This is a genomic window from Streptomyces sp. NPDC059989 (assembly GCF_042736975.1).
Classification (GTDB): Bacteria; Actinomycetota; Actinomycetes; order Streptomycetales; family Streptomycetaceae; genus Streptomyces.
The window spans coordinates 1-14,477 of the sequence record NZ_JBHWUO010000074.1; the positions used below are offsets into that span (position 1 = coordinate 1).

Annotated in this window: 11 protein-coding genes; 2 read left to right on the top strand and 9 right to left on the bottom strand. The window is 72.4% G+C overall.

Annotated features, from left to right (window positions below; translation table 11 throughout):
- Positions 1 to 151: 151 nt before the first annotated feature.
- Both ACFWBN_RS36280 and ACFWBN_RS36285 read right to left on the bottom strand, forming a co-directional pair.
- Positions 152 to 1,807 carry an amidohydrolase gene (locus ACFWBN_RS36280; protein WP_385184907.1) on the bottom strand — a complete coding sequence of 552 codons (1,656 nt, stop codon included), beginning with the start codon at positions 1,805 to 1,807 and terminating at the stop codon, positions 152 to 154.
- A 44-nt stretch (positions 1,808 to 1,851) separates the two neighbouring features.
- Complete coding sequence (locus ACFWBN_RS36285) at positions 1,852 to 3,231, bottom strand: purine-cytosine permease family protein (RefSeq protein ID WP_385184910.1); 1,380 nt, start codon at positions 3,229 to 3,231, stop codon at positions 1,852 to 1,854.
- Positions 3,232 to 3,380: 149 nt separating this feature from the next.
- Here ACFWBN_RS36285 and ACFWBN_RS36290 point away from each other — a divergent pair, with 149 nt between their 5' ends.
- On the top strand, positions 3,381 to 4,001 hold the full coding sequence (locus tag ACFWBN_RS36290) for a TetR/AcrR family transcriptional regulator (RefSeq protein WP_385184913.1): 621 nt from the start codon (positions 3,381 to 3,383) through the stop codon (positions 3,999 to 4,001).
- A gap of 65 nt (positions 4,002 to 4,066) precedes the next feature.
- Here ACFWBN_RS36290 and adhE read toward each other — a convergent pair whose 3' ends face one another.
- The 3 genes from adhE to ACFWBN_RS36305 form a co-directional block, all read right to left on the bottom strand.
- Complete coding sequence (gene adhE / locus ACFWBN_RS36295) at positions 4,067 to 6,703, bottom strand: bifunctional acetaldehyde-CoA/alcohol dehydrogenase (protein WP_385184916.1); 2,637 nt, start codon at positions 6,701 to 6,703, stop codon at positions 4,067 to 4,069.
- Positions 6,704 to 6,928: 225 nt separating this feature from the next.
- On the bottom strand, positions 6,929 to 9,181 hold the full coding sequence (gene fxsBH, locus ACFWBN_RS36300; protein ID WP_385184919.1) for a radical SAM/SPASM protein FxsBH, inactivated beta-hydroxylase extension form: 2,253 nt from the start codon (positions 9,179 to 9,181) through the stop codon (positions 6,929 to 6,931).
- Positions 9,182 to 9,200: 19 nt separating this feature from the next.
- On the bottom strand, positions 9,201 to 9,380 hold the full coding sequence (locus ACFWBN_RS36305) for a hypothetical protein (protein WP_385184922.1): 180 nt from the start codon (positions 9,378 to 9,380) through the stop codon (positions 9,201 to 9,203).
- 103 nt (positions 9,381 to 9,483) lie between these two features.
- Between ACFWBN_RS36305 and ACFWBN_RS36310 the strand changes: the two genes are divergently transcribed.
- Positions 9,484 to 10,344, top strand: coding sequence for an alpha/beta fold hydrolase (locus ACFWBN_RS36310; RefSeq protein ID WP_385184925.1), 861 nt, complete (start codon positions 9,484 to 9,486; stop codon positions 10,342 to 10,344).
- Here the strand turns inward: ACFWBN_RS36310 and ACFWBN_RS36315 are convergent.
- The 4 genes from ACFWBN_RS36315 to ACFWBN_RS36330 form a co-directional block, all read right to left on the bottom strand.
- A complete protein-coding gene (locus ACFWBN_RS36315) occupies positions 10,277 to 11,074 on the bottom strand; it encodes a hypothetical protein (RefSeq protein WP_385184930.1) in 798 nt (265 codons plus the stop codon). The genes ACFWBN_RS36310 and ACFWBN_RS36315 overlap by 68 nt on opposite strands.
- A 101-nt stretch (positions 11,075 to 11,175) precedes the next feature.
- Positions 11,176 to 12,063 carry a S1 family peptidase gene (locus tag ACFWBN_RS36320; RefSeq protein ID WP_385184933.1) on the bottom strand — a complete coding sequence of 296 codons (888 nt, stop codon included), beginning with the start codon at positions 12,061 to 12,063 and terminating at the stop codon, positions 11,176 to 11,178.
- Between the two features lie 133 nt (positions 12,064 to 12,196).
- Positions 12,197 to 13,012 carry a DUF1684 domain-containing protein gene (locus ACFWBN_RS36325; RefSeq protein WP_385184936.1) on the bottom strand — a complete coding sequence of 272 codons (816 nt, stop codon included), beginning with the start codon at positions 13,010 to 13,012 and terminating at the stop codon, positions 12,197 to 12,199.
- Positions 13,013 to 13,089: 77 nt separating this feature from the next.
- Positions 13,090 to 14,382 (bottom strand): DUF5685 family protein, encoded by a 1,293-nt coding sequence (locus ACFWBN_RS36330; RefSeq protein ID WP_385184939.1) that lies wholly within the window; start codon positions 14,380 to 14,382, stop codon positions 13,090 to 13,092.
- Between the last annotated feature and the right edge of the window lie 95 nt (positions 14,383 to 14,477).

Sequence of the window (14,477 nt, forward strand, 5' to 3'; positions counted from 1 at the left end):
GCGGCTGCGGCTGCGGCTGCGGCTGCGGCTGCGGCTGCGGCTGCGGCTGCGGCTGCGGCTGCGGCTGCGGCTGCGGCTGCGGCTGCGGCTGCGGCTGCGGCACAATCCAGCCCCGCCGGCGATTGAGGCGGGAGACCGGCCACCGACGGAGTCAGCCGGCCCGGTGGGTGATCTCCCCCGCCACCACCACCGTTTCGGCGACCGTGCCCAGGATCTCGGCCGCCGGCACGGCGAAGATGTCCCGGGACAGGATCACGAAGTCGGCCGCCTTTCCCACCGACAGGGAACCCCGCTCCGCCTCCAGGAAGTTGGCATGGGCGGAGCCCATCGTGTAGCCGTACACCGCCGTCTCCACGTCCACCGTCTCGCCCGGCTGCCACGCCTCGCCCCCGGCCAGGGGCCGACGCGTCACCGCCGTGTAGATGCCGATCATCGGGTCCATCTCCGCCACGTTCCAGTCGCTGGAGAACGCCAGGACCGCCCCCGCCTCGTGCAGGCTCCGCATCGGCCACGCCTTGTGCCACCGCTCCTCGCCCACGTTCTCGGCCCAGTCCTGCCCGGGCCCGGCGATCTCCGGTGCGCAGTGCCTCGGCTGCATGCAGGCCACCACGCCCAGGTCCGCGAAGCGGGACACGTCCGCCGGGTCCAGGCATTCCACGTGCACCACCTGGTGCCGGGCATCGCGCGGGCCGTTCACCGACCGCGCGTGTTCCACCGCGTCCAGGACGGTCCGGATCCCCCGGTCGCCCGTGGCGTGCACGAAGCACTGGAAGCCCCGCGCGTCCAGCTTCGCCAGCAGCTCCGCGAACTCCTCCGCCGGATAGAAGGTCTCGCCCCGGTGGTGCCCGCAGCCCGCGTACGGCTCCAGGAGCGCGGCCGTCCGCGGTTCCACCACGTCGTCGATGTACAGCTTGAGCGGGCCCACCCGCAGCCGGTCCCCGGAGAACCGGCGCGCCGCCTCCTCGAAGTCGGCCAGGTCGGCCTCACCGGTGCCGCGCGGGTGGAACAGCGCGGCGACGATCCGCGAGCGCAGCCGCCCCTCCGCCCGGGCCCGTTCGTAGAGTTCGAGGTCGTCGAGGGAGTTCTGCGGCTCCACCACCGTGGTGATGCCGAAGCCGATCGCGTCGTCGAGGCTCTTGGCGAGCCGCCCGTACTGCCGGTCCGGCGAGGCCCACGGCACGCCCAGGTCGCGCAGTGCCCGGTGGCCGTCCCGCGAGAGCCCCTTGACGGCGAAGTCCTTGACGAATCCGGTGGGTTCGCCGGTTTCCGGGTCCACCGCCGCCGTGCCGAAGGGCAGGTCCGTACGGTCCCGGGTGACGCCCAGGCGCCGCATGGCCGCCGTGTTCAGCCAGGCCGTGTGCACGTCGTACGAGAGCACGAGCGCCGGGATGTCCCCGGTGACCGGGTCCAGGTCGGCTGCGGCCGGCATCCGGCCGCCCGGGATGGCGGAGTAGTCGAAGGCCTCGGCCTCGATCCACTCGGCGTCCGGGTTGGCCTGCCGCCAGGCCAGGATCCGCTCGTGGATGCCCTCCAGGGTGCGCACCCCGGCGAGCTGGACGCAGGCGTCGTCGGAGCCGAGCCGGACGTGGTTGTGGGCGTCGATGAAGCCGGGCAGGACCAGCTTCCCGCCCGCGTCGATCCGCTCGGTGTCCGGTCCGGCCCAGGCGGCGGCCTCGGCGTCGGGGCCGAGCCAGACGATCGTTCCGTCGTGGACGGCGAGGGCCTCGGCCGCGGGCAGCCGCGGGTCCACGGTGTGGATCCGGGCTCCGGTGAGCAGCAGGTCGGCGGGGAAGGGGCGGCGTGCCATGTGGGGGTGCTCCATTGCGGCGGGGGAGGTGGTCTGGTCGGCGGTCAGGCGGCGGGGGCGTAGGCCGGGACCCGGCCGCGGGTCAGGGCCCAGTAGGCGAGGCCGGAGACGACGGAGCCGAGGAGGGTGAGGTCGGCGCCGCCGAGCGGGGCCACCAGCGGCCCGGTCCACAGCTCGGAGTCGCAGGTCAGGGCGGCGAAGGCCATGCCGGCGAGCAGGGCGGCCATGCCGGCCGGGTGGTAGCCGACGCGGTACCAGTAGGCCCCGGCGCTCCCGGCGTGCAGCGCGTCGGAGTCGTAGTGGCAGCGGCGCAGCAGCATGTCGGCGAGGAACACCCCGCCCCAGGGCGCGAACACGATGATCAGGAGGGAGAGGAAGGAGAGCAGGGAGGTGGTGAAGTCGGTGAGGAAGAGCGCGGCGAGCGAGCCGAGCGCGGTGACGGCGGCGCTGATCACGATGGCGCGGGCGCGGCTCCACGGGATGCCGAGGACCTGGAGGTTCAGGCTGGAGGAGTAGAGCGTGATGATCGAGTTGGTGACCGAGCCGCCCAGTACGAGGGCCAGGAACAGCGGCTGGAACCAGCCGGGCAGCAGGCTCTCGGCGTCGGTCATGTCGGTCTGGGTGGCGGCGGCGACGCCCGCGACGCCGAGGGCCACGGAGGAGACGAAGCCGCCGAGGGCGCCCATCCAGGTGATCGACTTCAGGGAGGTGGTCCGGGGCAGGTAGCGGGTGTAGTCGGCGGGCATCGGCAGGTACGAGAAGGGGCCGGCGAGCATGACGACGAAGGCGAGGCTCCAGCCGGACAGGCCCGGGGCGGCGGCCGGGGCGGAGGTGTCGGCGCCGGGCAGGACGAAGACGAGCAGCGCGCCGAAGCCGACGGCGAGGACGTAGGCCATCCAGCGCTCGGCGAACTGCACGGTGGCGTGGCCCCACATGGCGACGGCGAAGGTCAGCGCGAGGGTGATGCCGAGGGCGAGGCCGCGTACGAGGTGGCCGCTGCCCAGGCCGACCTCGGCGAAGAAGACCTCCAGCGCGAGCGTCCCGACGACGGTGTTGACGATGGTGTAGCCGATGCTCACCACCCAGTTGAGGACGCCGGCCGGGAAGTTGCCGCGGACGCCGAAGGCGGCGCGGGAGATGACCAGGGTGGCGGTGCCGGTGCGGATGCCGCTGAGCCCGGCGGCGCTGACGGCGAAGAAGGACAGGCCGCTGATCACGACCACGGCGGTGGCCTGCCAGAAGGAGAGCCCGAAGGCCACGGCCAGGGCGCCGTTGATCACGTAGGTGAAGGTGAGGTTGGAGCCGAACCAGAGCCAGAAGAGGTCCTTGGCGCTGCCGTGGCGTTCCGCGTCGGGGATGGGGTCGATCCCGTGGGTCTCGACCCGGAACACCTCGTCGACGTCGACTGTCTCCTGCTGTCCCATGACGAACCCCTGACCTTGAGGACCTTGAGCGATCTTGAATGACGTTCTAAGTTCTTGAATGGCATTCAAGATGCGGGCTGTACCGGGACCCCGTCAAGACCCTGTCCGGGATAAGGTCTGGCCAGGAAGATCCGGAGGGCGGGAGAGCGGTGGCGGGAGCGGCACGGCGGCGCGACGGGCAGATCGCGCAGGAGCGGATGCTGGAAGAGGCCATGGCGGCGATCGCCGAGAACGGGCTCGCATCGCTCACCATGTCCGCGCTGGCCGAGCGCCTCGGCACCAGCGGCGGGCACATCCTGTACTACTTCGGCAGCAAGGACCGGCTCCTGCTGGAGGCCCTGCGCTGGAGCGAGGAACTGCTCACCGGGGAGCGCCGGGCCCTGCTCGGCCGCCGGGTGACGGCCGCCCGCAAGCTCGACCAGTTCCTGGAGCTCTACCTCCCCGAGGGGCCGCGCGACCCGCGCTGGACCCTGTGGATCGAGCTGTGGGCCCGTACGGCCTCCAACGAACCGCTGAAGGCGGCCCAGGAGGAGATCGACGAGAGCTGGCAGCAGGACCTGGAGGCGCTGCTGGCCAAGGGCGTGGAGCAGGGCCGCTTCGCCCCCATGGACGTCCCCGCCCGGGCCTCGGAACTGCTCGCGCTGCTGGACGGGCTGAGCACCCGGGTGGTGCTGGGCCAGCGCGGCGCGGACCGCGCCCGGGCCCTGGACCAGGCCCGCTCGGCGGCGGCCCTCCTCGTCCCGCCCGCCCCCGCGCCCCCGCCCGCGTAGCGCACGCCCGAAGGCCCGCCCGGGGCCTGCGCCCCGGACGGGCCTTCGCGCTCTCTCCTACGAGGTCACTCCTTCTCGGCGGCGCCGCTCCCGGCCGGCGCACCCTCCCGGTTGCCGTAGTACGCCTGCCGCATCAGCTGCTGCATGTCGTCGATCATCGGCATCCGCGGGTTGGCGGGCGCGCACTGGTCCGCGTAGGCGTTCATCGCCTGGGCCGGCAGGGCCTCGACGAAGGCCCGCTCGTCGACGCCCTCCTCGGCGAAGGAGGCCGGGATCCCGCACTTGGTGCGGAGCTCCTCCACCGCCCGGGCGTACGATTCGACGCCCTCGGCCGGGGTGGCGGCCGGCAGGCCCAGCATCTTCGCGATCTCCTGGAAGCGCTCCGGGGCCCGGTAGACCTCGGCCTTCGGCCACGGGGTGGCCTTGTGCGAGACCGTGCCGTTGTGGCGGATCACGTGGGGCAGCAGGATCGCGTTGGTGCGGCCGTGGGCCACGTGGAAGGTGTTGCCCAGGGTGTGCGCCATGGCGTGCACCAGGCCCAGGAAGGCGTTGGCGAAGGCCATGCCCGCGACCGTCGAGGCGTTGTGCATCTTCTCGCGCGCCTCGGGGTCGTTCGGCCCGTCGACGACGCACCGCTGGAGGTTCTCGAAGATCAGCTTGATCGCCTGGAGGCAGAGGCCGTCGGTGTAGTCGTTGGAGTAGGCGGAGACGTAGGCCTCGGTGGCGTGCGTCAGGGCGTCGAAGCCGGAGTCCGCGGTCACGGTGGGCGGCAGGCCCATGGGCAGGACCGGGTCGACGATGGCCACGTTCGGGGTCAGCGCGTAGTCGGCGAGCGGGTACTTCTGGGCCGCGGCCGGGTCGGAGATGACGGCGAACGGGGTGACCTCGGAGCCGGTGCCCGAGGTGGTCGGGATGGCCACCATCCTGGCCTTCTCGCCGAGCGAGGGGAAGGTGTAGGCGCGCTTGCGGACGTCGAAGAACTTCTCCTTCGTGTCCCCGAACTCCACCTCGGGGCGCTCGTACATCAGCCACATGATCTTCGCGGCGTCCATCGGGGAGCCGCCGCCGAGACCGATGATCGTGTCGGGCCGGAAGTCGCGCATCAGCGCGGCGCCGGCCTGCACGGTCGCCAGCTCCGGGTTGGGCTCGACGTTGTCGATGACCTGGATGGCGACGGCACCTTCGCGACCCTGCAGGATCTCGGTGACCTTCCGCACGAAGCCGAGGGCGACCATCGTCTTGTCGGTGACGATCGAGACGCGGCTGATGCCGTCCATCTCGCCGAGGTAGCGGATGGAGTTGCGCTCGAAGTAGATCTTCGGCGGGACCTTGAACCACTGCATGTTGTTGTTGCGCCGTCCGATCCGCTTGACGTTGATCAGGTTCACCGCGGTGACGTTGTTCGACACCGAGTTGTGCCCGTACGAGCCGCAGCCGAGGGTGAGCGAGGGGAGGAGGGCGTTGTAGACGTCGCCGATACCGCCGAACGTCGACGGCGAGTTGGCGATGACGCGGATCGCCTTGACCTTCCTGCCGAACTCCTCGACGAGCCGCTCGTCCTCCGCGTGGATGGCGGCGCTGTGGCCCAGGCCGTGGAACTCGACCATCTCGGCGGCCAGTTCGAGACCGTACTCGGCGTCGGAGGCCTTCAGGGCGGCCAGGATCGGGGAGAGCTTCTCGCGGGTCAGCGGCTCGCCGTCGCCGACCTCGTTGCACTCGGCCAGCAGGATGGAGGTCCCCTCGGGGACGGTGAAACCGGCCTGCTCGGCGATCCACTGCGGGGACTTGCCGACGACCGCCGGGTTCAGCCTGGCGCCGGAGCAGTCGGCGGCGTAGGCGGTCGTGCCGAAGACGAACTGCTCCAGCTTGGTCTTCTCGGCGGCAGTGACCACGTGGGCGCCGAGCCGCTTGAACTCGGCGAGGCCCTGCTCGTAGATCTCCCGGTCCAGGATGACGGCCTGCTCGGAGGCGCAGATCATGCCGTTGTCGAAGGCCTTGGAGAGCACGATGTCGTGGATCGCGCGGCCCAGCTTGGCGCTCTTGTGGACGTACGCCGGGACGTTGCCGGCACCGACGCCCAGGGCCGGCTTCCCGCAGGAGTAGGCGGCCTTGACCATGGCGTTGCCGCCGGTGGCGAGGATGGTGGAGACGCCCGGGTGGTTCATGAGCGCGCCGGTGGCCTCCATGGAGGGCTGCTCGACCCACTGCACGCAGTTCTCCGGGGCTCCGGCGGCGACGGCGGCGTCGCGCACGATGCGGGCGGCCTCGGCGGAACAGTGCTGCGCGGACGGGTGGAAGGCGAAGATGATCGGGTTGCGGGTCTTCAGGGCGATCAGCGCCTTGAAGAGGGTGGTCGAGGTCGGGTTGGTGACCGGGGTCATCGCGCAGACGACGCCGACGGGCTCGGCGATCTCGGTGATGCCGTTCAGCTCGTCGCGGCGGATGACGCCCGCGGTCTTCAGCCCGCGCATCGAGTTCACCACGTGCTCGCAGGCGAAGAGGTTCTTGACCGCCTTGTCCTCGAAGAGGCCGCGCCCGGTCTCCTCGACGGCGAGCTTCGCGAGCTCGCCGTGCCGGCCCAGCGCGGCCAGCGAGGCCTTCTTGACGATGTGGTCGACCTGCTCCTGGTTGAACGACTCGAACCGGTCGAGCGCCGCGAGCGCCCCCTGGACCAGTCCGTCCACCATCTCGTTGGCTTGCATGACAGGAACTCCTTCATTTCGACCCGATGCCCCAATTCGACACCCAAAACCGCAAGCCACCCGGCCGAAAAAGCCCTCTCCCGAGGGGCAGAAGGTCTGTTCACGCCTGTTCACGATCCAGGAACATGCCGCTCCACCTGCACGAACGAAGGAGGACCAAAGACCCATGCGCGCTTGTGAAAACTTTCACAAGAATTTCCGCGCACCATCTCGCGCATTCTCCGATCAGACTCCCGACTCGAACTCCCGGCGCAGTTCCGCCACCACCGCCTTTCCGGTGACGGTCAGCTCCGCCGCACCGGAAAGGCGGTCCAGGGTCCGCTTGATCTCACCTTCGTCACCCGCGAGCCCGCTCCCGCCCGCATCGCCGCCCGCCCGCCGGTACGCCGCTACGGCCACCCGCGCATGCACATCGGCCAGCAGCGCCGACACCGCCACCGGCCGCTCCCGCCAGGGGGACTCGTGCCACCACTCCCCGTCCAGCACGTACAGGTCGGCCACCTCGGTCAGCTCGCGCAGCCGGGCCCGCCGCCGCCCGGTGAGCAGCGCGAGCGCGGTCTCCCGTACGTCTGCCGCGTAGGGCACGCCCAGCGCACCGGGCCCGCATCTCCCCGGGCCCCCGGGGCCGGTGAGCGGCGTGAGCGTGCTCAGCCCCGCCCCGGTCTCCCGCGCCAGGTCCGGCACCGTCCGGTGCAGCAGCGCCCAGGCCGCACCGAGGCGGCGCTGCCAGGCCTCGGCCCCGGGTCCGTCGAGCCTCGGCAGGGGCGGCCGGGAGTAGCAGTCGCGGTAGGGGTCGAGGTCGTCCAGGGCCGGCGCCGCACCGTCGGCCCCGACCCCGGCGGCTCCCCGCCATACCCGTACGGGCTGCCAGCCCGGGCCCGCCCCGGACAGCGCCAAGCGCCGTTCGGTCCCGCCCTCCCTCACGGAGAACCCCTCGTCGGCGGCCCTGATCCCGACCGCGGTCCCGCCGGTGCGCAGCCGCCCGAGCGTGGGCAGGTACAGCTCACCGCCCCGGAGGGCCACCCTCACCTGCAGATCCAGCCGCCCCCGCACCGCGGCCGCCGCGGCCAGCGCGGACAGCCGGAAGGCGGGCGGCTCGTCCGGCGGCCGCCCCTGGCGCAGGGCTTCCAGTGCGCCGAGCAGCCAGGTGCGCGTGTACGGATGGTCCAGTACGGCATCCAGCGCGTCGGGCGCCTCGGCCTCGACGGCCGTGACGAGCTCCCAGGAGCGCTGCCAGTCCTCGCCCCCGGAGCCCGCCAGGTCCTCGTGCAGCCGGACCAGCAGGACCCGGGTCAACTCCTGCTGGGAGGCCGCGAGATCGGCGGGCCCGGGCACGTCGGCGGTCCGGGCGGTGCGCTGCTCGACCCCGTCCACGAGTTCCTTCAGGTCGGTGCAGTAGACGGAGGGGTTGTCGAAGCCGTTGGCGGCCCGGTACCGGTGCGCGTAGAGGCCTCCGCCGCACGAGCGCACCACGGGGCAGCCGCGGCACTCTGCGCTGACACCGGCGAGGCCCAGCTGGCGGGCCCGGATGCCGGGATGGGCGGCCACCTCGTCGAAGCTGTTCCGGAAGACGTCGAAACCGGTGGCGGCGGCGCCCTCGTGGGCGGTCTTGAGGGAATCGGCCTGCTCCAGGGTGCCGTCGGTCTCGACGACGACCAGGTCCGTGGGTGTCAGGCCCAGCGACTCGGTCAGGCTCGGCCCGCCGCGCAGGGTGCTCAGGAGGGAGTCGAACAGCCGGACCGGGACCGGCCGGCCCTGCGCGTCCCAGTGGTCGAAGACCTCCAGGAGCCACCGGGCGTAGGTGTCGGGGCGCCCGTCGGGCCTGGCCGGGGGCGTCTCCCAGGTGGCGTGCGGCAGGAGGAAGTCGATGCGCGGCGGTGCGAGCGCGGTGAGCGCGTCGAACACCGTGCGCGGGTCGTTCTCGGGGTCGATCGTGCAGAGCAGGCCCTGGTAGAGGTGCCGGTGGCGCTCCTGGCCGAGCAGCCCGAGCGCCTTGAGGACGCGGGGGTGGCTGGTCCGGCCGTTCGCGGAGCGGCGGTGCCGGTCGTTGGCCGCGCGGTCGCCGTCGAGGGACACCCCGACCTTGACCCCGTAGGTGGCGAAGAGGTCGAGGAACTCCTCGTTCAGCCGGAGCCCGTTGGTGTGGATCCGCAGGTCGAGAGCGGCCACCCCGTCGAGGCCGCGGGTGAGCACCTCGCACAGCCGCCGCAGTCGGGCGGGGCCGGCCAGCAGCGGCTCGCCGCCGAGGAGGATGACCGTCACCGAGGGCAGTCCGTGGGCCCCCGCGTGCTCGGCCAGCCGCTCCGCGAGCCGCTCCGCCACCGCTTCGGACAGCACCGCGGGCCGCTGCCGCCAGCTCTGGTCCGCGTGTTCATAGATGTAGCAGTGGTCGCATGCGAGGTCGCATCTGCTGTGCACCTTGACCACGAATTCGCGGAACGGGATGAGCCGCGCGGCAGCGGCCCCGGTGAACACCATCGCTACGGGCGCGCCCTGCTCAGAGGGAGGAGTTGAAGGTGACCGTCCGGGCGCCGGGGGCCGTGGCGCCGGGGAGCACCCGGGCGATGCGCCGGTCGGCGTCCGCGCCGCGGGCGGCGAGCGAGGCCAGCGACGGCCGGCCGCCGCGCTCCCCTTGTACCGGCGAGACTGCGGGCTGCTGCTTCTGAGTGGTCGTCACGGTTCCCCCTCCGGGTCGTGGCTGTGTTTCCATCAAGAGAGATGTCGTCTGTCGTCATGAGACTAGGGACATCGGCAGGAAGCCGAAAGACCGCGGAGGCGTAGTGCGCGTCGAGGTGAAGGCAGGGGACGGCCGCGTGCTCGTGGCCGAGGTCTGGGGTGCGCCGGACGGGGTGCCCGTACTGCTGCACCACGGCATGCCGGGGAGCCGGCTCGGGACGGCCCTGCGCGACATCACCGAGCGCTATCCGGACATCCGGTTCTTCGCCTACGACCGGCCCGGTTACGGGGACTCCGACCGGTCCCCGGGTCGGACGGTGGCCGATGCCGCCGCGGACTCCGCCGCCGTCGCGGATGCCCTGGGCGTGGACACCTTCGCCGTCGTCGGCCGCTCCGGGGGCGGTCCGCACGCCCTCGCCTGCGCGGCGCTTCTCCCGGAGCGGGTGACGGGGACGGCCGCCCTGGTCAGCCTCGCGCCGTGGGACGGGGCCGGACTCGACTGGTTCGCCGGCATGACCGCCCACAACGCCGAGCACTACGCGCTCGCCGTGCGCGATCCGGCGGCCCTGGAACGCAGGCTCACCCCCCGGGCAGCGGCCATCAGCCGTGACCCGGGCAGACTGCTGGAGGAGCTGCGGGCGGACCTCTCCGAAGCCGATCTGCCGGTCCTCTCCGACCATGAAGTGCATCGGGCGTTGCTGGACAACTACCGGGAGGCGCTGCGCACTTCCGTGTACGGCTGGCTGGACGACAGCCTGGCCTTCTGCCGGCCCTGGGGATTCGATCCCGGCTCCATCGCCGGCCGGGTCCTGCTGTGGCGCGGTGCGGAGGACGCCTTCTCCCCCCTGGGTCATTTCCGATGGCTGGCCGGGCACATCGAGCACAGCACCGCCGTGATCAAGCCCGGGGCCGGCCACTTCGCCGCGCAGTACGCGCAGCCGGAAGCCCTGGACTGGCTGCTGTGACCGGCTCCGCCTCCTCGACGGGCGCGGTCACCGCCTCCCGGGCTCCCTCGAGGCATTCGATGATCCGCTCGTGCGTGTCCCCGACACTGTCCACCACCTGTATGCGCAGGTGGAACGCCCGTACCTCGTCGATGAACCGCTTCGAGAACACCCCCACCCCGACGGTCTCGTACGTACCGGTCGCCACGAGCGGGTACCCCGCGCCGAAGGAGTAGATCCGGAAGTCGACGGCGGCCCGCAGACCTTCGCCTGCCAGCCGCTCGCCGACGGCGGCCAGACCCGTCCACTCCGCGTCGTCGGCCGTCGCGTCGACCGAGTCACGGGCCATGACCAGCCGGTAGTCCAGGTGTTCCAGGACCACGTTGTGCTGGCCGCCGTTGAGGATCCCCACGCTCCAGGCCTTCGCGGGGCCCGGCAGCAGACCCGCCACGAACTCGGACCGCCATCCGAGCGCCGGCCGCACCGCCCGGGCGTACTGGGCCCGCGCCAGGACGGCGCCCGCCGATACGGCCAGCAGGCTGGCCAGCGGTTCGGCGCTCATCAGCTCCAGACGCCACGGCCAATGGGAGCGGGAGGCCTCGGACATGTTCCCGCGCACGATCTCCCAGACGAGGACCGCACCGAGCACGCACAGCAGCACCAGGGGCGCGGTGAACAGCCAGCGGTTGCGCCGGATCCGCCGTTGCACATCGGGCGCGGTGCCTCCCCGACCGGACGGTGCACTGGTCATGCGCGTCTCCTCTTCCCCCAAAGATGAGCCCCCGCCCAGGAGTTGGGCAGGGGCTCACGATTGTGCCGCAGGCCGGGCGGGTGTCCTACCCGGTGGCCGGGTCAGTACACGCTGACCCCGTAGGCGTTGAGGGCCTCGACCACCGGCTGGAAGTACGTCGTTCCGCCCGAGGAGCAGTTGCCGCTGCCGCCCGATGTGAGACCGACCGCGCGGGCGCCCGAGTAGAGCGGGCCGCCGCTGTCGCCGGGTTCGGCGCAGACGTTGGTCTTGATCATGCCGTAGACGATGTCGCCACCGCCGTAGTTGACGGTGGCGTTGAGCCCGGTCACCGAGCCGCTGTGGGTGCCGGTGGTGGAGCCGCGCCGCTTCACGGACATGCCGACGGTCGCGTTCACGGCGCTGGTGATGTCCTGGCTGCCGACGGTGCCCGGCGGGACCGGCGAGTTGCTCGCGTACTTGATCAGGCCGTAGTCGTTCGTCGGGAAGCTGGATCCGACGGTGGTGCCGAGCGTGCTGGTGTGGGCGGAGTTGCTCCACCAGGTGCCGGCGCCGTCGGTGCAGTGCCCGGCGGTGAGGATGTAGTACGTACTCCCGCTGCGCACGTTGAAGCCGAGCGAGCAGCGCCAGCTGGACGCGTAGATCGCGTCGCCGCCGGAGAGCAGTTTGGTCAGTTTGCCGGGGGTGCGCTCGATGCGCAGGGCCCCGGCGTCGGCTCCGGCCTCGCGCTTGATTCTGGCGAGGTCGGCGGTCGAGACGGTGGAGTCGGCGGTGACCACCAGGGTCCCGGTGGCGGGGTCGGTGTGCCAGGCGGTGCCCGCGACGTCGGCGCGCAGGACGGATGCGCCGGCCGAGGCCAGCCGGGCGGCGCTGAAACCGCCGCCGTCCTGTGCGTCCGCGTTCGCCACGGTGGGGGCGGCGAGTGCTGCGATGGCGGCCAGGCCGGTGGCCGCCGCGAGCAGCCTGGTACGGGTGATGCTCTTGATCCTCACTTATCGTCCTCCGAGAGGTTCGGGGGCCCGGCTGTCGTGGGGGTGCCGGAGCCCGTGAGGCGCAGTCGGGGCACGGGGGAGCGCCAAAATTTGCGCCGTGTCCCTGACAAGCACTGTCGGGAGTGTCCTGGCGTCAGATACCGGCCGCAAGGGCGCCTTTCAGCCGCCGCTCGCCCGCCGCCACCTCGAAGGGAAGGGTGTTCCCCGGAGGCGGGAAGGGGCAGATGAAGTGGTCGGCGAAGGCGCAGGGCGGCAGCTGGGCCCGGTTGAGGTCCACGGTGATCGAGCCGTCCCGCGCGGGGGTGCCGGGCTTCAGGAAGCGGAAACGGTAGCTGGAGCGCCCGCCGGTGGCATCTCCGAAGACGGCCCAGAGGCTTCCGTCCTGTGCGTCGACGGCGACCTGGAGGGTGTGGTCGACGCCCCCGAAGGGGAAGCGCAGCTCGCCGCCGAGGCCGAGTCCGCGCGCCCGCCCGTCGGCGTTCTCCACCTGGACGGTCCGGTCCTCCCCGTACGGCCGGAAGCGCCCCGGCAGCACGAAGGCCGGGTCGTAGGGGGTGGCCTCGATCCCGGTGAAGGTCCGGCGGGCCTGGGCCGCGGGGTCGAAGACCCGTACCGCCCACTCCCCTTCGCGCCGGATCACGACGAGCCGCACCTCCCCCGCGGAGAGCCGCGAGTGCGCGGGCGGGGTCTCGTCGGCGGCCAGTACGGCGTCACCGGTGAAGGGCTCGCCGTCGAGGTGAAGGGAATCCTCGGGGGCGGCCGTCAGCGCAACTCCGCCGTCGGTCGTGCGCCACTGCCCCGGAACGGCCGGAATTCGACCTTCCGGGTAGTCGGCGAGCCAGTGGGTGCCGGTGAGCGCGAGGGGCCCGTAAGGGGCGGACACGGTGGCCACCCGATGCTCGTGCCATTTCCGCCAGGCGGCGGGCGGGTCGTCTGCGTCGTCGTTCATGCCGGTCAACCCTTCCACACCGGTCCGGACGGGAACCTCGGGGTACTCCGTCCGGACCTGTGCGACCTGAAGGGGCCTCAGCAGCCGTCGCAGGGACAGCAGCAGCAGTCACCGCAGCCGCAGTCGCAGCCGTCGCAGTTGCAGTTCCCGCAGTCGCAGTTGTCGCACCAGGCCTGCTTCTTCTCCCGGGACCACGGCCCCTCGTGCTCGGTGCAGCAGAGCTGGCAGGTGCAGAACAGGCCCAGAGCCACCGCGCAGCCGGCCAGCAGTCCCCGGCGCGGCTTCTGCGGGGGCAGGCCGCCCCAGCCGCCTCCGCCTCCGCCACCGCCGGGCCCCATGGGCGGCGGCACGACCGGCCCGCCGGGAGCCTGCGGCGCACCCGGTGCGTAGGGATGGGAGCCATGGGGATGGGAGCCATAGGGGCTGCCGCCGGCCTGGGGGCTGCCCGCGTAGGGGTTCGCGGCGTACGGGCCGCCGCCCTGCCCGGCGGCGTTCCTCCCCACGTGCCCGCAGCTGCCCGTCCCGAAGGCCCGGTCCACCGAGGTGCGCAGCTCGTGCACCAGCAGCCGGTGGGCGAGCCCGGCGTCCGCGAACTCCACCTCGCGCAGCGCCAGCCGGATCCCGTGCAGCGCGTCGTCGCACAGCCGCCGGGCCTCGGCGAGCGAGGTCCCGGTGGCGGTGAGCGGGTTCCAGGCGCCCGCCGCGGCGTCCGCGCCCTGGTCCTCCACGGCGTCGAGCAGGTGCGCGAGCCGCCCGAAGTAGCGGCCCGCCTCGGCGAGCGCGGGCGCGTTGCCTGGACGTCCGGCCAGCTGCGCGGTATGGGCGAAGGCGGCGGCCGTCGCGGTCTCCGTGGGCTCGGTCACCACCAGCACCGGCGTGCCGGGGCCGGCCAGCGTCTCGATGCCCGCCTGCCGGTCCACGGCGTCGACGAGGACCGCCGTGTCGAAGCCGAGCGAGGCCCCGGTGCGGGCTCCGGCACGGTCCCAGCCGCGGGCCACCCTGCGCGCGGCCGCGGCGATGGGGGCCCGGGCCAACAGCCCGTCCCGGTCGGCCACGTGGTCCCGTACCTTCGCGGAGGCCAGGACGAGCGAGACGGCGGCCGCGAGCCGCGCACCCTCGCCCTTCGCCACGGCGGCGGTGCGCATCCCGCGCAGCGGGCAGGGGCCGGCGGTGCGCCGGGTGCCGGGTGCGGGACCGGACTGAGCCTCCGTCAGAACGGAGACGAGCAGCCCGTCGTAGTTGGTGACGATCCTGGCGAACTGGCCGTGATCCCCCCGAAGTGCCAGGCACAGCCCGCACAGATGGGCCATCCACTCCGTCTTGAACCGCTCTCCCAGCCGGTGCGTGCAAGGCCTGACTATGCCGAACAAACCGCTTCCCCCGTGTGTCGTACGCGTGCTTGCCGGGCATCGTATCCAGCCGCGGCCTTCACCCGTACGTCCCCATCGGTCACCCGTACGGAGGC